General features: G+C 62.1%; 20 protein-coding genes and 1 tRNA gene. 3 read left to right on the forward strand and 18 right to left on the reverse strand.

Features of this window, described 5'->3' with window-relative positions; translation table 11 throughout:
- Positions 1-244 precede the first annotated feature (244 nt).
- Both DOM58_RS11305 and DOM58_RS11310 read right to left on the reverse strand, forming a co-directional pair.
- Positions 245-778: a gamma carbonic anhydrase family protein gene (locus tag DOM58_RS11305; protein ID WP_075560760.1), complete on the reverse strand. Its 534-nt coding sequence runs from the start codon at positions 776-778 to the stop codon at positions 245-247.
- A 79-nt stretch (positions 779-857) separates the two neighbouring features.
- A complete protein-coding gene (locus tag DOM58_RS11310) occupies positions 858-2,198 on the reverse strand; it encodes a sodium-dependent transporter (protein ID WP_110692954.1) in 1,341 nt (446 codons plus the stop codon).
- A gap of 223 nt (positions 2,199-2,421) precedes the next feature.
- Between DOM58_RS11310 and prlC the strand changes: the two genes are divergently transcribed.
- Positions 2,422-4,473, forward strand: a complete 2,052-nt coding sequence (gene prlC / locus DOM58_RS11320) for an oligopeptidase A (protein WP_110692956.1) — start codon at positions 2,422-2,424, stop codon at positions 4,471-4,473.
- A 59-nt stretch (positions 4,474-4,532) separates the two neighbouring features.
- A complete protein-coding gene (locus DOM58_RS11325) occupies positions 4,533-4,790 on the forward strand; it encodes a YheV family putative zinc ribbon protein (protein ID WP_075560731.1) in 258 nt (85 codons plus the stop codon).
- 31 nt (positions 4,791-4,821) lie between these two features.
- On the opposite strand, the gene DOM58_RS11330 is transcribed toward DOM58_RS11325, so the two are convergent.
- The 5 genes from DOM58_RS11330 to DOM58_RS11350 all read right to left on the reverse strand — a co-directional run bounded on the left by DOM58_RS11330 (position 4,822) and on the right by DOM58_RS11350 (position 9,271).
- Entirely contained in the window at positions 4,822-5,484 is a 663-nt protein-coding gene (locus DOM58_RS11330; protein ID WP_110692957.1) for a haloacid dehalogenase type II, read from the reverse strand.
- 84 nt (positions 5,485-5,568) lie between these two features.
- Positions 5,569-6,240: a metal-dependent hydrolase gene (locus DOM58_RS11335; RefSeq protein WP_110692958.1), complete on the reverse strand. Its 672-nt coding sequence runs from the start codon at positions 6,238-6,240 to the stop codon at positions 5,569-5,571.
- Between the two features lie 169 nt (positions 6,241-6,409).
- Positions 6,410-6,943 carry a superoxide dismutase family protein gene (sodC, locus tag DOM58_RS11340; RefSeq protein ID WP_110692959.1) on the reverse strand — a complete coding sequence of 178 codons (534 nt, stop codon included), beginning with the start codon at positions 6,941-6,943 and terminating at the stop codon, positions 6,410-6,412.
- 183 nt (positions 6,944-7,126) lie between these two features.
- The gene (gene metF / locus DOM58_RS11345) at positions 7,127-7,963 is read right to left on the reverse strand and encodes a methylenetetrahydrofolate reductase [NAD(P)H] (protein WP_110692960.1); all 837 of its coding nucleotides are present in this window, start codon (positions 7,961-7,963) and stop codon (positions 7,127-7,129) included.
- A 324-nt stretch (positions 7,964-8,287) separates the two neighbouring features.
- Positions 8,288-9,271 carry a cation diffusion facilitator family transporter gene (locus DOM58_RS11350; RefSeq protein ID WP_110692961.1) on the reverse strand — a complete coding sequence of 328 codons (984 nt, stop codon included), beginning with the start codon at positions 9,269-9,271 and terminating at the stop codon, positions 8,288-8,290.
- 220 nt (positions 9,272-9,491) lie between these two features.
- Here DOM58_RS11350 and DOM58_RS11355 point away from each other — a divergent pair, with 220 nt between their 5' ends.
- Positions 9,492-10,037, forward strand: a complete 546-nt coding sequence (locus DOM58_RS11355; RefSeq protein ID WP_075560725.1) for a ferritin-like domain-containing protein — start codon at positions 9,492-9,494, stop codon at positions 10,035-10,037.
- 839 nt (positions 10,038-10,876) lie between these two features.
- Here the strand turns inward: DOM58_RS11355 and DOM58_RS17480 are convergent.
- The 11 genes from DOM58_RS17480 to DOM58_RS11415 all read right to left on the reverse strand — a co-directional run bounded on the left by DOM58_RS17480 (position 10,877) and on the right by DOM58_RS11415 (position 26,041).
- A tRNA-Sec gene (locus DOM58_RS17480) sits at positions 10,877-10,972 on the reverse strand.
- A 30-nt stretch (positions 10,973-11,002) separates the two neighbouring features.
- Entirely contained in the window at positions 11,003-12,973 is a 1,971-nt protein-coding gene (selB, locus tag DOM58_RS11360) for a selenocysteine-specific translation elongation factor (RefSeq protein ID WP_110692962.1), read from the reverse strand.
- Positions 12,970-14,436: an L-seryl-tRNA(Sec) selenium transferase gene (selA, locus tag DOM58_RS11365; RefSeq protein WP_245392249.1), complete on the reverse strand. Its 1,467-nt coding sequence runs from the start codon at positions 14,434-14,436 to the stop codon at positions 12,970-12,972. The genes selB and selA overlap by 4 nt, the downstream gene beginning before the upstream one ends.
- 163 nt (positions 14,437-14,599) lie before the next feature.
- Positions 14,600-15,607 (reverse strand): formate dehydrogenase accessory protein FdhE, encoded by a 1,008-nt coding sequence (gene fdhE, locus DOM58_RS11375; protein ID WP_110692963.1) that lies wholly within the window; start codon positions 15,605-15,607, stop codon positions 14,600-14,602.
- Positions 15,591-16,238 carry a formate dehydrogenase subunit gamma gene (locus DOM58_RS11380; RefSeq protein ID WP_075560723.1) on the reverse strand — a complete coding sequence of 216 codons (648 nt, stop codon included), beginning with the start codon at positions 16,236-16,238 and terminating at the stop codon, positions 15,591-15,593. Before DOM58_RS11380 ends, fdhE begins: the two co-directional genes overlap by 17 nt.
- Complete coding sequence (fdxH, locus tag DOM58_RS11385) at positions 16,235-17,215, reverse strand: formate dehydrogenase subunit beta (RefSeq protein WP_110692964.1); 981 nt, start codon at positions 17,213-17,215, stop codon at positions 16,235-16,237. Before fdxH ends, DOM58_RS11380 begins: the two co-directional genes overlap by 4 nt.
- Before the next feature lie 10 nt (positions 17,216-17,225).
- On the reverse strand, positions 17,226-20,300 hold the full coding sequence (gene fdnG / locus DOM58_RS11390; RefSeq protein ID WP_280951135.1) for a formate dehydrogenase-N subunit alpha: 3,075 nt from the start codon (positions 20,298-20,300) through the stop codon (positions 17,226-17,228).
- Positions 20,301-20,534: 234 nt separating this feature from the next.
- The gene (locus DOM58_RS11400; RefSeq protein ID WP_110692965.1) at positions 20,535-22,724 is read right to left on the reverse strand and encodes a TRAP transporter permease; all 2,190 of its coding nucleotides are present in this window, start codon (positions 22,722-22,724) and stop codon (positions 20,535-20,537) included.
- A 24-nt stretch (positions 22,725-22,748) separates the two neighbouring features.
- Positions 22,749-23,246, reverse strand: a complete 498-nt coding sequence (locus tag DOM58_RS11405; protein ID WP_075560720.1) for a DUF1850 domain-containing protein — start codon at positions 23,244-23,246, stop codon at positions 22,749-22,751.
- Positions 23,247-23,309: 63 nt separating this feature from the next.
- Positions 23,310-24,668 carry a TAXI family TRAP transporter solute-binding subunit gene (locus tag DOM58_RS11410; protein WP_110692966.1) on the reverse strand — a complete coding sequence of 453 codons (1,359 nt, stop codon included), beginning with the start codon at positions 24,666-24,668 and terminating at the stop codon, positions 23,310-23,312.
- 125 nt (positions 24,669-24,793) lie between these two features.
- Positions 24,794-26,041 (reverse strand): cation:proton antiporter, encoded by a 1,248-nt coding sequence (locus DOM58_RS11415; RefSeq protein WP_075560719.1) that lies wholly within the window; start codon positions 26,039-26,041, stop codon positions 24,794-24,796.
- Between the last annotated feature and the right edge of the window lie 140 nt (positions 26,042-26,181).

A 26,181-nucleotide genomic window follows, 5' to 3' on the forward strand; every position in this document is an offset into this window, starting at 1 on the left:
CTGGCGCCGTTGCTGCTTGTCGGTGCCGATCCTTGAAGAACTGGGAAGCAATTCTGCCTACCTCACCGCCTTGCGTCAACCGATTTCTTCAATCAAATCAAACGCTTGGAATTCTTCTCGCTGTCTCCGAAAACCTCTCTCGGCGGCAGCGGATGCGTACTTTACGGACCCGCCGCCGAGTTGGCAAGCCCCTGAGTCGAAAAAAGTGAAATCGATGGGAGGAGCCTGTCACGATACATCCCCATCACTCGCCGGACAGGTGTTGATCCTTCAGCTTGACGTAGTTACCCGCGGTATAGCTGAAGAATTCGCGCTCGGCGGCCTTGAGTTCACGCAGCGGCTTGGCGGGATTACCCGCATAGACATAACCGCTTTCCAGCACCTTGCCCGGCGGTACCATGGCGCCAGCGGCAATGATCACTTCTTCCTCGACTACGACACCGTCCAGCACCACGGCGCCCATTCCGATCAGCACTCGGTTGCCGATCCTGCAGCCATGCAGCGTGGCCTGATGGCCAATCGTGACTTCGTCCCCGATCACCAGCGGATGGCCGCCGGGGTTAAAGTCGCTGGCGTGAGTGCAGTGCAGCACACAGCCATCCTGCACGCTGGTCCGCGCGCCGATACGAATACGATGAACATCGCCGCGAATGACCGCCATCGGCCATACCGAGCAATCATCGCCAAGCGCAACGTCTCCCAGCACCACACTGGTGTCATCGATGAACACCCGCTCACCGAGACTGGGCGTGACGCCCTGAAAAGTTCGAACGGCCATCATGGCTACTCCTGTCGCCGGGTTATTCAGTGTGCCGGGAGCTCTCCAGGATTCTGGAAGCTGCCCCAAAGCGCGTTGCCTACATCAGGCTCGTTATCAACACGACCACGGTCAGCGGAATCGAGACGTAACGCACCAGCCCCCGCCAGAGACGAAATCCGCCGGGGCTGATACCCATGGCCGCCACAGCAGCTTCCCGGGACATCCGCCACGCCGCGAAGATGGCGATCAGCAAGCCTCCGATCGGCAGAAAGATGTCCGGCGGAATGGTCGACACCAGCGTGAAGAAGTTCATCTCCCCGACCCAATGCACCTCCGACAGCGTCGAGAACGACAATACCGACAGCAACCCTACCAGCCATACCAGTGATCCAATCAGAATAGCAGCCCGGCTCCGTCGCCACCCGGCCCCCACCAGCATCGACACCATCGGCTCGGCCAGGTTGATCGACGAGGTCCATGTCGCGACGAGCAGCAGCAGGAAGAATGCCCCCAGCCATATCTGGCCGCCCGGCAGTTCGCTGAAGGCGATCGGCAAGGTGACAAACATCAGCCCCGGCCCCTCGCTGGGATCGAGACCATGAGTGAACACGACCGAAAAGATGGCGATACCGGACAACAGCGCCACGGCGATATCGAGCAGCGCCACGGCGAATACCGCCTTCGGCAGGCTCTGCTCGTCGGGCATATAGGCACCGTAAGCCATCAGCGCACAGGCACCCACCGCCAATGTGAAGAAGGCATGCCCCATGGCATTGAGCACCACGCTCCAGGTGATCGCGGCAACGTTGGGGGTGAACAGCCAGTGCAAGGCCGGGCCGAAACCGGGCGTCGTGATGGCGTAACCGCCGAGAACGATCAGGACGCCGTACAACAGCGGCATCATCACGTTGTTGAGCTTCTCGATGCCGTTGGCGACACCGGCTGCCACCACCGACATCGTCAACAGCATGAACAGGGTGTGATTGAAGGTCATACGCAGCGGGTCGGCCAGGAAAGCATCGAAACTCGCGCCGATCTCCTGCGGCGAGCGACCCACGAAGCTGCCGTTAACCGCACTCACCAGATACTCGATCGACCAGCCGGAGACGACCGAATAGAACGACAGGATGAAGAACACGGTGATCGCCCCGAAGAGCCCCAGCCATTTCCAGTGGCGGCTGACATCGGCTTCTTCCGCCAGGAACGCCAGCGCCTGCATCGGGCTGCGGCGGCCGGCGCGCCCGATCATGATCTCCGCCATCATCATCGGCAGCCCCAGCAGCAGCACGAACACGATATAGAGAAGCAGAAACGCCGACCCGCCGTTCTCGCCGGTCATGTACGGAAAACGCCAGATATTGCCCAGACCGACGGCTGCACCGGTAACCGCCAGAATAAAAGCTCGGCGGGACTGCCAGCGCTCCAGAGTTTCACTCATTAGTGAGGACCTTTATCGAACGGGTTGCGGCCGCCGGCGACAAGCGAGTTGCCAGGTGCGCGGCTGGCGCGAAAGCGCGGAGAGCCTATCAGGCCGCCGGCGAGGGGCCAATCGAGCGAAGCCTCCCCCGCTGAATCGTTGAAACCGGGATGGCGATCCGGATTGAAACCGGCTTCGGCTCCCCCCATATAGCAAGACACCGATTTCTTCGTCCGAGGTGACCATGTCGAATAATCCGCTGCTCGAGCATCATACCCTGCCGCCATTCGAAGCGATTCGTGCCGAACACGTCGTTCCGGCCATCGAAAAAATCATTGGCGACAACCGGCAGGCCATCGAGACGCTTGCCCAGCAGCAGGATGTGAGCTGGCAGTCGCTGGCCGCGCCGCTGGAAGCACTCGACGACCGCCTTTCCCAAGCCTGGTCGCCGGTCTCCCACCTCAATTCGACGATGAACAGCGATGCGCTGCGCGACGCCTATCAGCATTGTCTCGCCATGCTCTCCGAGTACAGCACCTGGGTCGGTCAGAACACTGCGCTATTCCAGGCTTTCGAGCGACTCCACGAGAGCGACGAATTCAGCGCACTCGATGCCGCGCAGCGCAAGGCCATCGATAATACCCTACGCAACTTCCGTCTGGCGGGCGTCGATCTGCCGGCCGCCGAAAAGAAACGTTATGGGCAGATCCAGGCGCGTCTGTCGGAACTGGGCAACACCTTCTCCAATCAGCTACTCGATGCCACGCAGTCCTGGCACCGCGACTTCGATGATGCCGAACGCCTGACCGGCCTGCCGGAAAGCGCGCTGGAGATGCTGAAGGCCAACGCCGAAGCCAAGGGTGTTTCCGGCTATCGCATCACTCTGGACGTTCCCAGCTTTCTGCCGGTCATGACTTTTGCCGAGGATCGCGAGCTGCGTCGCGAGGTCTACACCGCCTACGTGACGCGCGCCTCCGATCAGGGCCCCAAAGCAGGCGAAAACGACAACGCACCCGTGATCGAGGAGACGCTGGCACTGCGCCAGGAGCTGGCGAAGCTGCTCGGCTTCGATACCTACGCCGACTATTCGCTGGACACCAAGATGGCCGAAAGCCCCGAGCAAGTGCTGGGCTTCCTCGACGATCTCGCCGAACGCGCCCATCCTCAGGCGCAGCAGGAGTTCAACGAACTCGAAGCCTATGCCAAGGAGACGCTCGGTCTCGACGCCCTGAAGCCATGGGACACCGCCTTTGCCAGCGAGAAGCTGCGTCAGGCACGCTACGATATTTCACAGGAACAGCTGCGCCCCTATTTTCCGGCGCCGCGAGCCGTCGAAGGACTGTTCAGCGTCACGGCCAAGCTTTACGGGATCCGCATGGCGGAAAACCCGGAAGCGCCAAGCTACCACCCCGATGTCCGCTACTTCGACGTGCTCGACGGCGACCGCCCGATTGCCGGCTTCTACCTCGATCTGTACGCCCGGGAGGGCAAGCGAGGCGGGGCCTGGATGGATGTCTGCCGAACGCGTCTCCAGCGCGAAGACGGCGAACTGCAACTGCCCGTCGCCTATCTGACGTGCAACTTCACCCCACCGGTCGCCGGCAAACCGGCCCTGCTGACTCACGATGAAGTGCTGACACTGTTCCACGAATTCGGCCACGGTCTGCACCACATGCTGACCCAACAGACGGTCGCGGACGTCTCCGGTATCAGCGGCGTCGCTTGGGACGCCGTCGAATTGCCGAGTCAGTTCATGGAAAATTTCTGCTGGGAACGCGAGGGTCTCGACCTGATCGCCGGCCATGTCGACACGGGCGAGAAGCTGCCCGACGAACTACTGGACAAACTGCAGGCCGCGCGAAATTTCCAGTCGGCGATGCAGATGATGCGACAGCTGGAGTTCTCGCTGTTCGATTTCCGGCTGCATCACGAATATCGCGAGCCCAGTTCCGCCGATATACAGGCGCTGCTCGACGACGTTCGCGCCAAGGCCTCGGTCGTTCCCACGGTCGATTTCAATCGTTTCCAGAACGGATTTGCCCACATCTTCGCCGGGGGCTATGCCGCCGGCTACTACAGCTACAAATGGGCCGAAGTGCTCTCCGCGGATGCCTACAGCGCCTTCGAGGAAGCCGGGATTTTCGATGCCGAGACGGGTCGTCGTTTCCGCGAGACGGTTCTCGAACAGGGCGGATCGCAGGAAGCGGCAGAGCTGTTCCAGGCCTTCCGCGGCCGCGAGCCGAGCATCGACCCCTTGTTGCGCCATTCCGGCATCGAACCGCGCCGCGTCGCTTAGACACCCGATGCCTCGAGCGGATGCCCACCGGCATCCGCTCATCAATTTCGAGGTAACTCATGCCCCAGACACCCAAGCGTTTCATCGCCGGCGCGATCTGCCCGCGCTGTTCCGCCATGGACCGCATCCGCTCGTGGGAACAGAACGGCATCCGCTATCGCGATTGCGTGAGCTGCGACTTCTTCGAACAGCTGCCGATCGAGGACGATACGATTCCCGAAGTGCCCACCCGGGTCAATCAGCCTCGGGAACGCCAACGACCGGCCAGCGAGGAGATCACGCCGGTACGCATTCTCGATCCCAAGAAGCCGCACTGATCGTGGTATTCATCGTGGCATTCAGCCCGCGTCAGGCAGAGACGACTCGCTCGACCAGTTGAACAAGATGGTCGTCCTGCCAATCCGGCACGCCCTCGATCTTCGGGTCCATCGCCTTGCCTGGCCGCGCGATGAAACCGGTGCGCAGGCCGGCGGCATGGGCACCGACGAGATCCCAGCTGTGGGCGGCAATCATCACCATCTCGCGGGAATCCACCGCCCAGTGGGCTGCCGCGTGCTGATAGGGCTCCGGCGACGGTTTGTATCGTTCGACGCTCTCCACGCTGAGAATGGCATCGAAGTAGTCGGCCAATCCGGCATGCGCCAGCTGCTGGTGGGCGGCCTTCAGCGCGCTGTTGGTCAGAGCGGTCAGCGTGTGCCCCTGATCACGTAGTGTCGCCAGCGCCGTCGCGGCATCGCCGTGGGCGGGCATCGTGAGAATACCCTCGATCAACGCCTGCTCGTCGGCGGTCGAGATCGAGACGTCATGTTTGGCCCCGAGCTGGCGCAAGGCGCTCTTTGCCAGCTCGGCGAAGGGCTCGAAACGACCGATCAGGTTGGTCGTCATCCACGCCTCCTGGAGCGTCAGAAACCACTCCGGGCGATGCCCGTCCTGACCGAACCAGCGGCGGAACAGGGGATCGAGTGAACTCGTGTCGAGCAGCGTTTCATTGACGTCGAATACCAGATGCATCAAGACCTCCGGGTCACTGGAGAGAACGTTTCAAAGGCGGAAAGTGCTTTAGTGTAGAGTCCCGTTACGGATCGCGCCCGCCACTCAGTGCCAGAGCGCCAGGCCCTGAGCGACCACCTGACGCAGTGCCGTAAACGAGGGCAACCAACTGAGCAGGTGCGCCGACACCAGCGCCAGCATCAACGCGCTGCCCGGCGCTCGCCAGCTGAAGAGCTTGAGCGCCGTGCCGAAAGAGCGTTTGAACCGCGCCCCGGTGAGATCGACGCTGTAGCATTCGTCCAGCGTCAGATGGATGACGAATCCCAGCGTCAACGCCAGCCCGTGGATCCAGGCCAACCGCTCCGACTGCCCCAGGACAGAAAAGCTGATCGCCGCCGTCGAGAGACCGCTGACGATCGCCGCCAGCAACGAGTGCCAGAGCCCGCGATGGACGGTAAAGCGAGAAAACAAGGCGCCGGCCAGATAGCGCATGCCGAAGTAGGCGCCCCCGCAGGCGGCGAAAAGATAGGCCGGGGTTACTCGATGCTGGAGAATCAGCACCGCCACGATGACGGCGACGACCGCCAGAATATTGAAGATCAGGCGAATGGCCTGGGACTGGTCCGCATCGATGTCCGGCAGAATCCCGCCGAATGCCACGAGTAGGGCCACCGCCAACGCTTGCCAACCGTTCCACTGCCCTGCCTGCCAACCGGCCTGGGCAACCGCTGCTCCCCCGACGCTCGCCACGCCGAAGTGAGTTCGAAAATTGGCCATCGGCCCGAGCGCCCCATAACTGGATAAATAAACAGATTATGGCGCGATAGCCGTTCTTAAAACAATAGCTTACGAATAATGAATCCGAGTGCCGGCTTGGCTCGAGCTAAAAACGGCCCTGCCGATGACAGAGCCGTCCTGGAACACTCGAATCTTGCGGGTAAACGTATCAGCTGCCTTCGATAACCCCACAGGCTACGCGGCTGCCGCCGCCGCCAAGCTTGGGCTGGTCGGAGTAGTTATCGCCCCCTTCATGGATCATGAAGGCATGACCGCTCAAGTCAGACTCCTTCAGCCGGGGAGCCAATACTGGCGTGGTGGCATTGCCGTCCTCGTCGACCATCAGCGCGGGAAGATCGCCGAGGTGGCCTTCATCACTGTAAGGCCCTTGGTGAGTGTCGGTTTCTTCTGGATCGAAATGGCCTCCAGCCGCGCCGGCCGGCGTCACCTCACCGTCACTCTTGCTCGTCTCGCAGCTGGCGTTCTGATGAAGGTGGAATCCGTGAATTCCGGCGTTCAGATCGGAGAGATCCGGGGTCAGCAACAAGCCGTGATCGGTATCTTCGGCCATTACGGTGCCAACGCTATCACCGACACCGTCCTTGGAAACCGAATGCATCTCCACGCGGGTCTGCGCCTGGGTTGCAGCGCTCATGCTCATTGCCAGACTGGCGCCGAGCGCCAATAGTGTCTTGTGTCGCATCTCGTTCTCCTGTCCGTGGTGAATCTCGCTGCAAAATAGACTGTCGGCAAGATCCTACTCAACGCCGATTCCGGCGCTGACTCCTTTCAACCTAGCCAATAGCCGCCATGAACGCGAACGGGCCAGCGCCTGGAGCGCTGACCCGTTTTCCTTGCCTGTCGAGCCCCGCGAGCGGGGACCGGGTCAGGACAGATTGTCCAGCACCCTGAGGGTAGGAGCCGACTGATTGAGCGTGTAGAAATGCAGCCCCGGCGCGCCGCCATCCAGCAGCCGCTGGCAGAGATTAGAGACCACCTCGGTGCCGAAATCCTGGATGCTCTCGCTATCGTCGCCGTAGGCCTCGAGCTGTTTGCGAATCCAGCGCGGAATATCGGCGCCGCAAGCATCGGAAAACCGGGCCAGCTTAGTGTAATTGGTGATCGGCATGATGCCCGGCACGATCGGCGTCTCGATCCCCATCCCGCGCACACGATCCACGAAATGAAAGTAGGCGTCGGCGGTAAAGAAGTACTGCGTGATCGCCAGGTCGGCCCCCGCCCTCGCCTTGCGGGCGAAGTTTTCCAGATCCCGCTCGAAACTCGGCGCCTGAGGGTGGGCTTCCGGGTAGGCTGCCACGGCGATCTCGAAATGGTCGCCGGTTTCGGCTCGGATGAACTCAACGAGCTCGTTGGCGTAGCGCAGCTCGCCGGCACCGCCCATACCCGACGGCAGATCACCGCGCAGCGCTACCAGGCTATCGATCCCCTCTTCACGGTAGGTCTGCAGCAGCTCTCGCAGCGCACTCTTCTCGCTGCCGATACAGGAGAGATGCGGTGCCGTGTTCACGCCGCTGCGCCGAACCTTATTGACGGTGTCGAAAGTGCGCGCCTGGGTGGAACCCCCAGCGCCGTAGGTGACGGAAAAAAAGCGCGGGCTGCGTGCGGCCAGCGCGTCACGCACGCCACCGAGTTTCTCTCGCCCCACATCGGTGTTGGGAGGGAAGAATTCGAAGCTGATGCCCAGCGATGGCTGCGTGCTCATGAGCGATACTCTTTTCGATACTAGCCGGTTTCGATACTAGCCGGCGTGGCGCTACGCCGGCCGAGTGCGCCGTCCCCGATCGGACCCTGCCGGCAACGACCACCAGTGGTGAATTGAAGACTGAATAACGTCGATTTTGCCTGCACCGGCCGGCGACAGCCAATGAAACTTTCCCGGTCGATCATGAGTCCCGGTCATCCTGGGGCCGCGGGCGCCCTCTCGCGATCGCTCATTTACGGGTGTGTGGCCATTCACAGGTATATGGCCATTCACAGATATATGGCCACTCACGGGTGCACGATCATTCACAGGTACACGGCCAATTCAGGGATGCACGACCATGGCGTGATTGCACTCCCCGCCGGTCAGGCAGTCCCGCGTTTCGACTTGCAGTGTCGCATGCTGAATGCCGAATCGCGTCTGCAGCACGTCGTAGGCGCGTTCGATCACGCTATCGTGCAGTTCCGGTGCCTCGATGACCAGATGGGCGCTGAGCAGGGGATCCTGCGGGGTCAGCCCCCAGACGTGAATGTCATGCAGGCCTTTGACGCCTTCGACACCGAGCAGAGCGTCACGGATCTGCGCAATATCGACCCCCTCCGGCGTGCCCTCCAGCAGCGTATGAGACGAGCGCCGCAGGATCTTCCACGCCGCGCGCAGAATCAGCGCCGCCGCGAGCATCGACAGCAGCGGATCGATCGGCATCCAGCCGGTGAGCATGATCACGACGGAGGCGACGATCGCCGCCACGGAACCCAGCAGGTCGCCGATGACATGAAGGACGGCACCGCGCAGGTTGAGATTTTCCTGATCGCCGCCGTGCAGAATCTTGAAGACCACGAGATTGATGAGCAGGCCGAGCACGGCGATGATCAGCATCGGCCCGGCCAATACCTCCGTCGGTTGCGTGAAGCGCTCGATCGCCGCAATCAGGATCCATACCGAAATCGCCACCAGCGTCAGACCGTTGACGAAAGCCGCGAGCACCTGGAAGCGCTGATAGCCGAAGGTACGCAACTTGTCGGGCGCCCTGTCGCCGATATAGAAAGCGAACAGCGCCAGACCCAGCGAGAAGCTGTCGCTGAACATGTGCCCGGCGTCGGCCAGCAGCGCCAGGGAGCCGGAGATCCAGCCGCCGATCACCTCGGCCAGCATGAAGCCCGCGGTCAGGATCATCGCCAGCTTGACGCGTTTGGCACTGTCCGCGGTCACGGTAGGCGCATAGTCGTGCGAGTGACCGTGGTCATGGTGAGAGTGATCGTGTTCATGCGAGTGATCATGATGTCGAGAATGATCGTGGTCGGTCATGAGACCTGTCCTGCCTGGAATGTGCTCGAATCTTAGCCCAAGACCCCGACGCTATTGTATTACACGGCCCCGCCATCGATATCTCTGGGCCAACTCGCGGCTATCGACTACGTTGAGATCACGACAGTGAAGCGCCGCGACATCATGTCGATGTTGCGCGGTCATCTTGGCGCCGCACTTATTGTCATCGCTGTACTTATTGTCATCACGGAGGAGAAGCATGAGCGAACAGACATTCTTGACCGATATTCAGACAATCCGCGAACGTGCGCGTCAGCACATCGAGAATGGCGCGGTCACCGAAGGTTATACCGCCGATCGCGAAACGGTCATCAAGATCCTCAACGAAGCCCTGGCCACCGAAATCGTCTGCGTGCTGCGCTACAAGCGTCACTACTACATGGCAGACGGGCTCAGTTCGAGCATCGCCAAGGACGAGTTCCTGGAGCATGCCCAGGAAGAGCAGCAGCACGCCGACCAACTGGCCGAGCGGATTACCCAGCTGGGCGGTGCTCCCAACTTCTCGCCCGAGGGGCTGCTGAGCCGCTCGCACTCCGAGTACGCTGAAGGAGAAACGCTGGAGGAGATGATCAAGGAAGATCTGATCGCCGAGCGCATCGCCATCGACAGTTATCGCGAGATCATCAACTACCTGGGCGACAAGGACCCGACATCGCGTCGGGTGATGGAAGATATTCTCGCCCAGGAAGAAGAGCATGCCGACGATATGGCGTCACTGCTTGAAGGCGTCAGAACCAAGACCTAGCGTCGATGTCACTTCGGCCCTCGAGCAGGCAACTCACACCCCGTAGCCGCGGGGTGTGTCGTCGGCTTTCGTCGAAGCGCAACGATCAGTCTCCGCGGCCCGGGCGCTGGCGCCAGAGGTCCCAGGCGATACCGGATGCAATCCCGATGCCGATTCCCCAGCCCCATTCGGCCGTTGCCGCCCATACGGCGACACCGACCACAATCCCTATCAACGACCCTTGCATGTCAGCCCCACTCGATGGATGTCCTGTGACGGTGTCAGCACTAAGCGTCATTGATGCTACCAGTTATCACGCCCGCATGGCCTCGCCAGACAGTCGCGACGACCAACTAAGTGCTCACGAGGATGGTCACGGCGAGGGTACACCCGATCAAGATGGGCGGAGAGAATGCGCGGAGAGAATACGAACGACGCTCGTCACCAACGTTAACTACGTTAACAACGAGTAAACGACAGGATTCGACCAAGACGACTCGAAGGGCGAGCTGGCAAAGACAGGGGAGAAGGCGTAAGGAAGTGCGTACAGTGATGGACGCCCACTCCCGCATTCCTTTGCGATAAGAGCCACTTGGCTAAGTGGGCAATTCAAGAATGGACTGTAAACAGTTGCCATCCAAGATAGTTTTCGTACTTCCCCGATCGATTTTGCTAATCGCAAAACTTAAGTGTTCTTAATCATAAGCTTATAAATGACTGACGATTCAATAAAAGATGTAAACTTTTGCAATGCGTTCGGATCCCGCCGGTTGCCCGACGTCATGCTTACCCAAGCGCCTCGATTACTGGCAAATCTGATACGCGGTTAACGCCACTCAGCGCCAACTTCTGCCCGGATATGGCGGAAGAGAGTGGGAGTCGAACCCACCAGGGACCGCTGGCAGCCCCTCCAGGAGTTGAAGTCCTGTCGCCCCACCGGGGAACGATTCTCTTCCAGGGCTTCGATTCGTGAAAGTCGAACTTCATCAGTCGAATAGCATATCGCCTCGGATCACCTTGTGACCATCTCCGATTCGCCGAGTGAAGCCCACACGATCGAAAAACTCGAGTATCGCGACGGCCAATTTCCGCCCACAGCCGATACCATCACGGAAATCCGAGGCAGTGGCACCGACCGGCGAACAGGCATCGAGCTCGCGGACCCGGTCGGCCAGTTCGGCCACGTGACATGCCAGAAAGAAATGATCCTGGCGCAACTGATAGACCTCCCCCAGCAACGCCGCGTTATGCAGCAGCCTTCGCGTTTCGCGCTCATCCCACGCGAGCCGTTGCGCAATATCGCGCACCCGCGGCGGCTCGAACGGGGAGGCCGCCAGCTGGGGGCGCACGAGCTCCCACCGCGCCAGATCCGCTTCCGCCATCGTGGCGCGGTGCGTCGTCAGCGCCACGAACGGGCCGTGTTGCACGATCGTTCCCTGGGCGACCCATCGTTCCAGCAACGGTCGAAATAGATCGGGCGGCAGGCGCGGCGCACTCATTCGACGCAGCCGGTCGATCTCCGCCCCTCGCATGGCGGGCTCCTGATCGTGGACGGCCGTCAGGCAGTTCAGGACCTGGTCGTAAAGGGACATCAATGCCGACGCCGGGAAAGCGAAGCGAGTGGCGCGATTCGCGATCACCTGCCATCCGCTACGCTGCGCGGAGGCCTGCAGTGTCTCCGTAGGCAGATCGAGGTTGGCCGCCAGCGCATCGAGATCGATACCCTCGCCATCGTCGATATTCGCCCACAGCTCGTCGATCGACGGCACTTCCGAGGCGCCGGGCAGGATCGATCGCAGCGCACTCAGCCAGCGAAGACGCGCAGCCTTGCGGGCGCCTCGACGCGGCGGCGCGACATCCAGTACCCGGGCGCCGGCCAGTGTGTGGCGAGCGCCCTGATCTCGAACGACCACAATATCGCCATGGACCGTCTGAAGCGGCGAATCCAGCACCAGTTGCGCCAGCATCGTGCCATTCGCAGCCAACACCTCGCCCTCCAGCAGCGACAGCCGCCCGGTGACATGCGCGCTGACATGATGCAGATGAACCGGCATCCAGTGGGTGAGTTCTGGAGTCTCGGGCAACGCCTTAAGCGTGACGTCCAGGCGGACGCGATCCTCCACCCGGGAGCGCTCGGCGACGACCCAGTCACCACGCTCCAGCCGACCACGTTCGATATCGGCCCCGCTGAGATTGATGGCACAGCGATCGCCACGCTTTGCGGTTTCCACGTCGCGATTCTGACAGCGCAGGCCACGCACACGAGCCGTCAGACCGGCCGGTAGCAATTTCACCCTGTCGCCGCTCGAAAGCTGGCCACTACGTACCGTCCCCGTCACCACCACGCCGGCTCCTTGCTTGACGAAGACCCGGTCGACAGCCAGCCGGAAACGGCCCGAACCGGCAGACGCCATCGCAGCGGATGAAGAAGCGCCGCCCTGGGAAAGGTCGCTCGCTGTCGTCCACAGCACATGCCGGAGGGCGTCTATCCCCTCTCCCGTCGTGTTGGAGAGCGGAAAGATCGGTGCCCCGGAAAAAGGCGTTGCGGCCAACCACGCCCGCAGTTCCTGCGTTATCTGTGCCACGCGTGCAGGCTCGACGCGATCGATCTTGGTCAGCGCTACCCACGCCCGTGTCACCCCCAGCAGCTCCAGAATCCGCGCATGCTCGACGGTCTGCGGCATGATGCCGTCATCGGCAGCGACCACCAGCAGCATGGCTTGGATGCCGGCAGCGCCGGACAGCATATTGGCGATGAAGCGTTCGTGGCCGGGCACATCGATGAACCCCAGCGTCACGTCACCGTATTGCGGTGGCGGGTCGGGATAGGCGTAGCCCGCTTCGATGGTCAGTCCGCGTGCCTGCTCTTCCTTCAAGCGGTCGGTGGCGATCCCGGTCAGGCCCTGCATCAACGCCGTCTTGCCATGATCGACGTGACCCGCGGTGCCGACGATCATGGCATGCCATCCCACAGGGCCGGGATATCGTCGAGCTGTGCCACGAATCGACGCTCGTCCGCTTCATCATGCAGACAGCGCAGATCCAGCCACACTGCCCCGTCGTGCACCCGCCCGATCACCGGGCGCGGCAGCGCACGAAGTACACGCTCGAGGCGGGACAGCTCACGACTCCCTCGACCTCGCAGCACCAAGGCGCGGCTATCGAGCCGATCCACCGGCAGCGAGCCACTGCCCAGTTGGCTACGACAATCCCGGCAGGCGACGTCGGCGATGCCGTCGAACGCCGCCTGCATCGCCGGCAGCAGGCGCTCCGCCTGCTCGGCAATCGCGTCGATACCGCGGGACAGCATAAGCAGGGTGGGGAGGGATCGTGACGGCGCGTCACTGTCTCGATAGCATCGGAGCGTCGCTTCCAGTGCCGCCAGCGTCAGCTTGTCGCAGCGCAAGGCTCGCTTGAGCGGATGCGTCTTCAAGCGATCGATCAGTTCGCGCTTGCCGACCACGATGCCCGCCTGCGGCCCGCCGAGCAGCTTGTCGCCGCTGAACGTGACCAGATCGGCACCGGCCGCGATCGCCTCCGCCGGCTGTGACTCGTGCGGCAGGCCCAGCGCGCGAAAGTCGGTCAGCGCGCCGCTACCCAGATCGATCATGAACGGGATGCCGTGGTCGTGGGCGATCGTGGCGAGTTCGTGCTCAGGCACGCTGCGGGTAAAACCGGTAATCACGTAGTTCGAGGTGTGCGCCTTAACGATCAGCCCGCTGTCGTCACCGAGCGCCTGGCGAAAATCCCGAGCATGGGTGCGATTGGTGGCGCCGACCTCCACCAGCCGGCAACCGGCGGCGGACATGACGTCGGGGATCCGAAAAGCACCGCCGATTTCGATCATTTCCCCGCGAGAGATCACCGCCTCGCGCCCGGCGGCGAGCGCGGTGAGTGCCAACAGCACCGCGGCGGCGTTGTTATTGACCACCGTGGCCGCTTCGGCCCCGGTCAGTTCGATCAGCAGATCTTCCACCAGGCGGTCGCGATCGCCGCGTCGGCCCTTTTCCAGATCGTATTCCAGCGCGATGGGATGGCGCGCGGCCTGGACCACCGCCTCGATGGCTGACTCGGAAAGCGGCGAACGCCCCAGGTTGGTGTGTATAACCGTGCCGGTGAGATTGAAGACCGGGCGGGTATTGGGCCGGGCCAAAAGCTCGAGTCGAACGATGATCGCTGCGACCAGGCCGCTCTCCTCTGGCCGTTTGGCACCATCGACAGCGTCTGAAACACTGTCTCCAGTGGCCGAGCCCGCGCTCAAGCGCTGGCGATATTGCGCGAGCGTGTCGCGAATGGCACGTATCAGCAGCCGGTCGCCATGTTGCTGCCGCCATGGCCGCAGTTCAGCATGCTCGAGCAGTATCGTCACCCCCGGCAACTGGCGGCGAAGATCCATCGATGAGTCGATCGTGTCGGGCATGACGGGCTCGAGGTCGCTGACTGTGACCTCGATTTAATCGTCGAGCTGGCGCCAATACAAGCCGCGAGCCGCGAAGACAATCCCCGTCGACTCGCGAAGTTCGCAATCCCTTTCTCGAAGCTCGAAGCTCGAAGCTCGAAGCTCGAAGCTCGAAGCTCGAAGCTCAGGCCGGCTCGCCCAGCACCAGCAGCGGATTGAAAGCCCGCCGCGCCAGATCACGATCGGCGATCATCATGTCCAGCGTCAGGCTGGCAAGATCGTCGGCCAGCGGATCGGCATCCGCCTCCCACTCGCGGTTGACCCGTTTCAGATAGCTGTGACAGTGATCACAGGTTTCCGCCTGGACCGGCAGCACCCGCTCGCCCTGCTCGTCCTCGAGGCTGACATAGTCGAGCGTTCGGCTATCGCCGCACTGAACGCACTTGGCCCGTTCGGCGTACCACTCGCTGGCGCACAGGCCGCACTGCAGGTAGCGCACCCGGGAACGCGCCATGCCGATCTGGATCAGACTGCCAACGGCGGGAGCGCCACAACACGGACAAAGATTATCCCCCAGACCCGCCGGTCTGGGCGGCGTGGCGGGCAGCAGCCGCGCCTGACGCGTCCACGCCACCTGCAGCGCCGCGCCCATCAGCGGTGCCATCGCGCGCTGCTCGAGCGCCAACGGCTGGCCTTCGAGCACGGCGCGAGCCAAGCCCGCACGATCCGCGTCCGGCAGCTCGCGCAGGGCGTCGAACCAGACGCGCTGAGGGGCTTCGACACGTGTATCGAGCGCGTCCAGCAGCGCCTCGAGATCGGCCGGCCAAGACATGTCCCGCCACAAACCGTCGACCGACAGCGGCGGAATGCCATGGGTCATCGCCAGTTCCGCCCCGCCGATCAAGGAGGGCCGCGGCTGTTGCAGGACACGATGCTGGGCTTCGACGATCATCGCCATGAACTGCAGATAAGCCGCCATCGCCGGCACGCGCTCGCCCAGCTTGTTCAGGCGCTGGGCGCGCTCGGCAAACAGCTTGCGTGGCGGCAGTCCAACCACCGGCGGCGCACCCGGCGAAGGCGGTGTCTGACCGAAGGCGTGTTGACCCGTCGCACGCGCCTGGCTGTGATGATCAGAGCTCTCGCTCTCCGGGCTGTGGTCATCAGGACCGTCGTTATCAGGGCTGTCGCTCACGGCGCTGCGCCTCCTCTTGTTCGCGGGCCCACAGGCCGTGATGATGACGCGCCCAGGCGCGGGTTACCCAGCCCCGTGTCATCGCACGGATAGAGCCCTTGACCCAAATGGCGGCGTAGACGTGAACCACGATGGTGACGATGGCCACGAACGCCGACACGGCATGGAGCAGACTGGCGAAGCGGATCAAGGGGATCGGGAAGAAGCCGGCAAACCACGGCCGCCACATGATCACGCCGCTGATCAGCAGCAGCGCGATCGATACCACCAGCGCCCAATAGACCAGCTTCTGGCCCGGGTTGTACTTGCCGATGGGCGGCAACTTCTCATCGCGGTTGTCGAGAACGTCATCGATCTGGCGCATCCACTGGACGTCGTTCTCGCCAAGCAGGTTGCGCCGCACGTGGCGCACCGCCATGGCGTAGAAAAGCAGCACCAACGCCACCCCGAGAAACGGATGCAGGATCCGCGCCCAGACCGGCCCGCCCAGCGTATGACTGAGGAAGAAGAAGGCGGGATGGAAGAATGCCAGCCCGGAAAGCGCCAACAGCACGAAGACCATGGCCATGGTCCAGTGATTGGCGCGATCCAGCGGCGAATAACGAATCAGACGATCGCGTGGCATCTTCATCGATTCTCTCCCGGCGGACGACCGCCCGCGCTGTTGTCTCCATCAGGGGCGTGCCGGGGCGGCTGCCAAGTCGCATCGTAACCGAGCGATTCCGGCGGCGTATCGTCGTACCCCCTCGGATCCTCTTCGGGCTCCTCCTTGGGCCCCTTGGTCATGTAGTGGATGACCCCGGCGAATGCGGTGATACCGATGATCGCCGACATGAAGGGCTTGGTCGCGCCCTTCCATGCCCCGACCAACGGCGAGATCCGCGGGTCCTTGGGCAGACCGGCGTAACGATTGGGATCGTTGGCGTGGTGCAGCACATACATGACGTGCGTGCCGCCGACCCCGGCCGGATCGTAGACCCCCGCGTCCCGGAAGCCGAGTTCCTTGAGATCGCCTACCCGCTTTTCCGCCCGAGCCAGCATGTCCGTCTTGGTGCCGAACTCGATGCAGTTGGTCGGGCAAGTCTTGACGCAGGCCGGCTCCATACCGGCATTGACCCGATCGGAACACAGCGTGCACTTGTAGGACTTCTGATCCTTCGGCGAGATTCGCGGAATATCGAACGGGCACCCGGTAATGCAGTAGCCACAGCCGATGCAGTGGTTGGAGTCGAAATCGACGATGCCGTTGGCGTACTGCACGATCGCGCCGGGCGCCGGGCAGGCCGTCAGACAACCCGGCTCGGCGCAGTGCATGCAGCCATCCTTGCGGATCAGCCACTCGAGGTTGCCCTCCTGCGATTCGTACTCACTGAAACGCATGACCGTCCACGAATTGGCGGTCAGATCGGTGGGGTTGTCGTAGGTACCGTGGCACTCGCCGACGTCGTCGCGCAGATCGTTCCACTCCATGCACGCCACCTGACATGCCTTGCAGCCGATGCACTTGGAGACATCGATCAGCTTGGCCACTTCCTCGACGTGACCCCGGACCTGGGGGGGCGCCGTGGTCGTGGCGGAGCGGGCGATGATGTTCTGAGAATTATCCATTTTTCGCTCCTCAAGCCTTCTCGACGCGGACGGTGAACGACTTGTATTCCGGCGTCTGGGTGTTGGCATCGCCGACGAACGGCGTCAACGCATTGACCAGGTAGCCCTTCTTGGCCACCCCAGTGAATCCCCAGTGCAGCGGAATCCCCACGTGATGAACCTGCTGGTCGCCGATCATCATCGGTCGCAGGCGCTTGGTCACTACCGCCACGGCCTTGATGAAGCCGCGCTTGGACGACACCTTCACCCAGTCGCCGGCGGCGATGCCGATCTCGTTGGCCAGCGCTTCGCCGATCTCGACGAACTGTTGCGGCTGCACGATGGCGTTGAGCTCGGCATGCTTGGTCCAGAAGTGGAAGTGCTCGGTGAGGCGATAGGTCGTCGCCGCATGCGGGAACTCCTCCGGCGTGCCCAGGTCCTCGCGATCCGCGTCGAAGATGCGTGCCGCCGGGTTGTTGCGCGCCTTTTTCTTGCCGGGGTGCAATAGATTCTGGGGCACCGGAGACTCGAACGGCTCGTAGTGCTCGGGGAACGGGCCGTCGACCATGCTCTGACCGGCAAACAGGTGACCGACGCCTTCCGGCTGCATGATGAACGGCATCTGTCCCTGCGAAGGGGCCGAGTTGGTCGGGAAGTCGGGCACGTCGGCGCCGACCCAGGCGCCCTGCTCGCTATCCCACCAGACGAACGCCTTGTCGGGCCCCCAGGGCCGGCCTTCCACGTCCGCGCTGGCGCGGTTGTAAAGAATCCGCCGGTTCATCGGCCAGGCCCAGGCCCAGCCCAGCGTGTTGCCGGTGCCGTAGGGATCGGAGTTGTCGCGGTTCGCCATCTGGTTGCCGGCTTCGGTCCAGCAGCCGGAAAATATCCAGCAGCCCGACGCCGTCTTGCCGTCGCTGGTCAGCTCGGCAAAGCCGGCCAGCTGCTCGCCGGCGCGACGCGTCACGTTACCCTGCTCGTCGGTGAGATCCTCGAGCGCACGCCCGTTGAATTCGCGTGCCAGCTCGTCCGCCTTGGGATCGGCCGGAATCCGGTAATCCCAGGTCAGGTTGAGAATTGGATCGGCAAAAACGCCGCCCTCGTCCTGATAGAGCTGCTTCAGCTTGAGGAACAGCTCGCCCATGATCCGGGTATCCGGACGCGAATCCCCCGGCGGCGGTGCCGCGGCCCAGTGCCACTGCAGCCAGCGGGCGCTGTTGACGATCGAGCCCTCGTCCTCGGCGAAGCAGCAGGTCGGCAGCCGGAAGACTTCGGTGTCGATCTGGCTGGAGTCGACATCGTTGTACTCGCCGTAGTTTTTCCAGAATTCGCTGGTCTCGGTGTTGAGCGGGTCCATCACCACCAGATACTTCAGCGACGAGAGCGCCTTGGTGACCTTGGACCGATTGGGGAACGAGGCCAGCGGGTTGAAGCCCTGACAGAAGTAGCCATTGAGCTCGCCCTTGGACATGCGTTCGAACGTATCGAGGATGTCGTAGAGCGGCCTTTCGAGCTTGGGCAGCCAGTCGAAACACCAGTTGTTGCCTTCATTGGCGGCGTCGCCGTACCAGGACTTCATCAGGCTGACGTGGAATTTCTCGTAGTTCTTCCAATAGGAGACCTGGCCTTCCACGGTCGGCTGCTTGGTGCGCTTGTCGATATAGGCGTCGTAATCCTGCTCCTTGGCATTGGCCAAGGTCATGTAGCCCGGCAGCAGCTGCGACAGCAGACCCAGATCGGTCAGCCCCTGGATATTGGAATGCCCTCGCAACGCGTTCACGCCACCGCCCGGCATGCCCATATTGCCCAGCAGCAGCTGAACCATTGCCGCCGTACGAATGATCTGCGAGCCGATGGAGTGCTGCGTCCAGCCCAGCGCATAGAGAATGGTCATGGTCTTGTCGGGCACCGCCATCGCCGCGATCTTCTTCCAGATGCGCTGGATGGCATCCAGTGGAATACCGGTGATGCTTGAGACCATGTCAGGGGTATATCGCGCGAAGTGCTCGCGCAGCAGCTGATAGACGCAGCGCGGATCCTGCAGCGACTCGTCGCGGCGAACGAAGCCATCCTCGCCCATCTCGTACATCCACGACTCTTTCTCATAGCTACGGGTCTGCTCGTCGTAACCCGAGAACAGGCCATCCTCGAAGCCGTAGTCCTCGCGCACGATCAGCGCCGCATCGGTGTAGTTCAGCACGTACTCGCGCTGGATCTGATCGGTCTCGATCAGATAGCTGATCAAACCGCCCAAGAAGGCGATATCGGTCCCCGTGCGGATGAACGCCTTGTCCTGCGCCACGGCACCGGTACGGGTGAAGCGCGGGTCGATCGTGATCAACTCGGCTTTATTGTGTTCGATGGCCTCTGTCACCCAGCGGAAGCCCACGGGGTGCGCTTCGGCGGAGTTGCCGCCCATCGACAGAATCAGATTGGCATTGCGGATGTCGACCCAGTGATTGGTCATGGCACCGCGACCGAATGAAGGGGCAAGACCTGCCACCGTCGGTCCGTGTCAGACGCGTGCCTGGTTGTCGAACGCCACCATGCCGAGATTGCGCACCACCTTGTGGGTGATATAGCCGGATTCGTTGGAAGAACCCGACGCCGCCAGGAAGCCGGTCGTCGTCCAGTGGTTGACCGTCTCGCCCTGCGCGGTGCGCTGGACGAAATTGGCGTCCCGATCGTCCTTCATATGGCGAGCGATACGGTTCAGCGCGTCGTCCCAGGTGATACGCGTCCACTCGCTGGAACCCGCTTCACGAACCTGCGGATACTCGAGACGGCCCTTGCTGTGGACGAAATCGAGCAGGCCGGCACCTTTCGGACACAGCGAGCCTCGAGACACCGGATGATCCGGATCGCCCTCGATATGGAAGACGTTCTGTTCGACGTTCTTGGACCCATCGCCTTTGCTGTAAATCAGGATCCCGCACCCCACGGAGCAGTAGGTGCAGGTGTTACGAGTCTCTTTGGCGTGGGTCAGCTTGAACTGGCGAATCGAGGCCTCGGCGGGTTCGGGCGCGAAGCCCATCATCGCCAGACTCGAACTCGCCAACCCCGCCCCGCCCAGTTTGAAAAACTGGCGCCGAGTGACGTTGATCGACATATGCCTTCCTCATCGGTCTGTGACCAGCACCTCTATTAATGAACGGGTGCATGACATTGCTTATAGCAAATCTTGCCCGCGGATGCTCGTACCCACGCTTAGCCAATCGTCTCCCATCCGTGGGGGAGCTCCGATCGCGAAATACCAACAGAAACGCCCGCTCTCCTGTTCGGAAAGCGGGCGTCATGGCGGATCAACACAACGGGCGTCGTGACGACGCCCGGCGGCGCGGGTCTAGGTCGCCTGAGCGGATTTTATTTCCGGCTTCGCCTTGGCCAACAGGAACAGCACCACGGTAATCACCGCGCCGATAACGTCACTGGCAAGACCCGGGAAGATCAGCGCCAGGGCACCGACCGCCGCCAGAATGCGCCAGAAGACATTGAGCGGACGTCGCAGATAGCCCTCGACCGCCACCGCCAGCAGCAACACGCCGACCACGCCGGTAACGATCACCCACAGGGTGTTCCACAGCGTCGCGTCGATCATCAGCATGCTGTGCGCGAACACGAACATGTAGGGCACCACGAAGCCGGCGATCGCCAGCTTCATCGCCTGGAAACCGGTGGCGTTGGGCGAGCCGCCACTGATCCCGGCACCGGCGTATGCCGCCAGCGCCACCGGCGGCGTCAGGTTGGCGAACAGCCCGAAGTAGAACACGAACATGTGCGCCACGAAGATCGCGGTCTCGTTGCTGCCAGCCAGTTCACGGAACATCGGCAGATTCAGCAGAATCGGCGCGGCCATGGTGCTGGTGATGATGTAGGTCGGAATACTCGGCAGCCCCATACCCAGCACGATCGACGCGATCATGGTCAGGAACAGGGTGACCAGCAGCTGAATCATCGGAATCGGAATCTGCTGACCCAGCGTCACCACCGCATCGGCAGCCTCCAGCGCCACCCCGGTCAGCGTGGCGATCCCGACGATGATTCCCACCGCGCCACAGGCGACGGCTACCGGAATCGCATTGCGTATCCCGTCGTGCATCGCATCGCGGCAATCGCCGATATCCATCTTCTCAGCGACCATGCCGAGCCTCGCACGCAGCGCGTTGATCGCCACCGGAATCGCGATGATCACGAACAGCATCCAGCGACTGGCCGGGAAGTTGGGCAGCGCGTGGCCGCCGATCAGCGCCCGCAGCAGCGGTTCGAAGATCAACAGTGCCAGAATCACGCTGAGTCCGATCGCGACACGGCGTGTACCGCAGATCAGCACGGTCGCGGCGATCGACCAGAATGCGGCAAAGAACGGCGCCCGCCCTTCGAACAATAGCCACAGCAACACGGCCATCGGAATCAGCAAGTGGCCACGCTTGAGCATGACCTCCTTGAGGGGCGTCAGCTGCGAACGGGGAATGCCTTCGAGGCCGTTGCGCATGGCGCGCAGATGTACCTGGAACAGCACGCCGAGATAGTAGAGCAGTGCCGGAATGATCCCCGCCAGAATCACCTGGGTGTAGGGAACTGCCAGCACCTCGGCCATGATGAACGCGGCAGCGCCCATGATCGGCGGCAGAATCTGGCCGCCGACGCTGGCCGCAGCTTCCACCGCCCCGGCGAAGTTCGCCTTGTAGCCGGTCCGCTTCATCAAGGGGATGGTGAAGGCGCCGGTGGTCACCACATTGGCGATCGCCGAACCGTTGATCGATCCCAGAAACCCGCTGGCGATCACCGCCACCTTGGCTGGACCGCCACGCGTGTGACCGGCGATCGCCAGCGCCAGATCGTTGAACAGCTGTCCCAGCCCGGACTTGCCGAGGAAGGCACCGAACAGGATGAACAGAACGATATAGCTCGCCGAGACCCCGATCGCCGTGCCCAGCAGCCCTTCGGTAATGAACACTAGGTGCGAGACGATCTGCTTGCAGGTGGCCAGCAGAATCGCCTCGTTGACCTGCGGATAGAACGAGAGTTTGGCGTAGAAGCCGTAGATCAGAAACAGCGACGCGAGGATCGTCAGCCCCCAGCCGGTGACGCGCCGAGTGGCATCCAGCACCAGCAGAATGGCGGTGAAGCCGACCACCATGTCGACGTTGTTGATACGCCCTGCCGAGGCAATGACCCGATCCGACACCACCAGCATGTAGACGCCGATACCGAACGCGATCAGGGCGATCAGTGCGTCGCCCCATGGCACGCGATCCCTGGCTCCCTTGCGAGTCAACGGATAGAGAATGAACGCCAGGCCCAGCAGGGTATAGAGGTGGATGCTGCGTTGAGCAACGTCCACCAGCGGCCCCGAAAACGAGGTGTAGAGATGGAACAGCGCCAGCAGTACCGACACCGCGGTAACGAACTGGATTACCGAACGCGGCAACCTGTCTCTTACCAGGCTTTCGCGATCGAATTTCTCCAGCGCCTCCTTGACCGCCGGATCTTCTGAGCCGTCGGCGGAGATCGTGTTCTTCTGTTCGGGCATATGTCTTCCTCGCCAAGCGGGGATCTATGACAACCAGGGTCGCACCAGTGCCGGCAAGACTTGCCACAGCGGCACCCTGAGGATGGAAAAGGTCAGTATTCTGGGAGGATCCCCACGCGCCAGGGGGACGGTGTGGCCCGCATAGATCAAGCGGTAGTGTTCTTCTACCGCCGCCTGCACCGCCAACGGATCGACCACCCGATCGATGCCGGTCATCACCACCCAGCCATTCTCGAGATGGGTTTCGGTGCCCGCGTGCGAGGGGACGCCGGCTCCGAACGTCTTGAAGCGCGTTCCGGTGATCTCGATGGCATCATCTCCGGTCACCGCAAACCACTCTTCCCAATCTTCTTTCTCGACCGAATGCATCCAGCGCAGCGTGAAGGTCGTTCCCTGCCACCCCGGGAAGGCGAATCGCCACTGTGGCCCGTCACGAATGACCAACCAGGGGAGCGGAACCGCAGCGGTGGCGACCACTAGGATCACCACCGCTACGGCACTTAGCCAGATTCTACGTGTCATGGCCGGGAGTCATGACCATTCATCGAGGCCGTGATTCCGATTGGCCAGCCAAGACCCTCCCACTCAGGACTGCGGATCCTTGTCCTGAGCGTTATCACCGCCACTGGTCTCGCTGTTTTCGGTGGGCTGGGCATTGTCTTCCGGCGTCTCGGCGCTGGTCTGCTTGGCTGGCTCAGCCTCTGCGCCATCGGCGTCGGTCGTCGCCGCCTTCTCGTTGGCCGGCATCGAAGCGGTGTCTTCCGACAGATCGCTGTCATCACCGGGATTGGCAACATCGCCACCGGTTGCGGCGCCCTCGGATGAAGAAAGCGTCTCATAATACGCTTCGGCGCCCGGATGCACCGGCACGACCAGGTCCTTGTCCAGGGTGGCGGGATCGAACTGCTTGAGCGCGCCGACGGAGACGTTGCCGGACTCCAGATAGTCGTGGAACCGCTTGGCCAGATCCTCGGCCACATCGTCACGCATGGACGACGGCACGATCATGATGTTGCGGATCGCCACCGTATCCACCGCGTCCCCCAGGTCATAGCGCTCGGGAGCACCGGCCGGGATTTCGTAATTTTCGTAATACGGATACTTTTCCAGCAGTTTGGAGGCAACGTCGCCCTCGACCGGCACGAAGGTCACGTCGGTGCTCTGCATCAGTCCGGTAATGCTGGAGTTGGGCACGCCGGAGGTGAAGAACGCGGCGTCGAGATTGCCATTGCTCATCTCGGTCACGCTGTCGGCGTAGCCGGTGTGGCTGACCTGGGCGAGATCGTCGTAGCTCAGACCGGCAGATTCCAGCACCTTGGCGGCGCTCTGCTCGACCCCGGAACCCACCTTGCCAACGCCGACGCGCTTGCCTTTCAGATCGGCAATGCTGTGGATGTCGCTATCGCCCGTGGCGACGACCTGCACCACGTTGGGGTACATGCCGGCGATGGCTTCGATATCGGCCGGCTGGCCATCGAACTGGTTCTGGCCCTTGACGGCGTCATAGGCGACGTCGCTCATCACGATAGCCACCTGATTCAAGCCATCGTTGATATTGTTGATGTTCTGCACCGAGGCGCCGGTGGAAACGACCTGCACGCCGTCGACCAGATCGCTCTTCTCGAACACGCTCTTCAGCGCCCCGCCGATCGGGTAGTAACTGCCGCCGGTGCCGCCGGTACCGAAGATCAGGTTGACCGGATCACCGCCGCCTTCACCATTACCTTGACTGGCGCTCTCGTCACTACTCTGGCTGTCGGCAGCCCCGGAAGACGCGGTCTGCTGTGAATCGGAGCTGCCGCTGGAGGATTGGGACTCCTGCTGAGACGATGACTGCTCCTGAGTCTCGCTCTTCGCCTGATCGTCGCCGTCGTCACCGCAACCCGCCAGCAGTGCCCCGGAAAGGCCCAGCGCCGCGACCAGCATTCCTGTGCGTAACATCATGGTTCACCCCGTCATTGAAACGTCATCGACCCAGCTGATCGACGAAAAAGAAACCGTACAGTGGCTCAAGAGTAAGGAACGCCCGGCGGCGATACCATGCCTGAGCCGCCGCATACCACTAAAGTCTAAGAATTTTTGGCATCCTGGGATAACACGTGCCGAACCACGCCGCCGATGGTCAGCCCCTGAACCAGGATCGAGAACAACACGATGATGTAGGTCACCATCACGATGGTATTTCGATAATCGCTCTCGGGCAGGCCCAGCGCCAATGCCACCGAGATGCCGCCCCGTAGCCCGCCCCAGGTCAGCACACGCGTGGTGCCGGGACGAAAGTGTACCCACCGGTTCAATACGGCGATGGGCAGACCGATGGTGAGCAGGCGCGTCACCAGAATGACGACGATCACCGGCCCCGCGACGATCAAGTACGACCATTCGAACGGGATCAGCAGCAATTCGAGGCCGATCAGTACGAACAGCACGGCGTTGAGAATCTCGTCGATGAGCTCCCAGAAGCCGTCGACGTAGCGACGGGTGGTATCCGACATGGCATGCTCGCGGCCGCGGTTGCCGATGAACAGCCCGGCGATGACCATCGAGATCGGCCCCGAGACGTGAAGATGCGTTGCCAGCGTGTAACCGCCCAGGACCAGCGCCAGACTGACCAGCACTTCGATCTGATACTGATCGATGCTCTTCATCATCCAGTAGGCGACATATCCCATCACCAGCCCCAGCAGGATGCCGCCACCCGCCTCTTCCAGGAACAGCGTCGCGGAGTGCATGACCGTCAGCGCTTCGGTGGCGGTCGCCGCGCCCAGCAGCATGGTGAACACCACCACGGCTACACCGTCGTTGAACAGCGACTCGCCGACGATCTTGATCTCCATGTCATCGGGCGCACCCGCACTGCGCATGATGCCGAGCACCGCGATGGGATCGGTCGGCGCAATCAGCGCACCGAAGACCAGGCAATAGAGATAGGGGACATCGATATGAAAGGTTCGAAAGAGCCACCAGGCGGCGCTGCCGACCGCCAGCGTCGAGATCACCACACCGATGGTGGCGAGAAAACCGATCGAGTAGCGATAGCGCTTGAGCTTGTGGAAATCGACGTGCAAGGCACCGGCGAACAGCAGAAACGACAGCATGCCGTCCATCAGCAAGGCGTTGAAGTTTATCTGCCCCAGCCAGGTTTCGGCCCAGTCGGTAATGGCATCGAACCCGACATGACTCAGGACGATCAACAGCACCGACGCCACCAGCGAGATGAACATCACGCCGATCGTCGCCGGCAGCTTGATGAATCGATAGTTGAACCACGCGAACAGCGCGGTGATCGTGATGAAGACTGCTGCGATTTCCAGCATGGAATCCTTTCCCGTCGTTGCCAGCCCTGGCGGATGGTCGATGCACTCGCGGCGTCGCCATCAACGGCTGCTACGTCATAAACGGCTGCTACGTCATAAACGGCTGCTACGTCATAAACGGCTGCTACGCCATTAACGAT

The sequence above is a fragment of the Salinicola halophyticus genome (assembly GCF_003206695.1).
GTDB lineage: Bacteria > Pseudomonadota > Gammaproteobacteria > Pseudomonadales > Halomonadaceae > Salinicola > Salinicola halophyticus.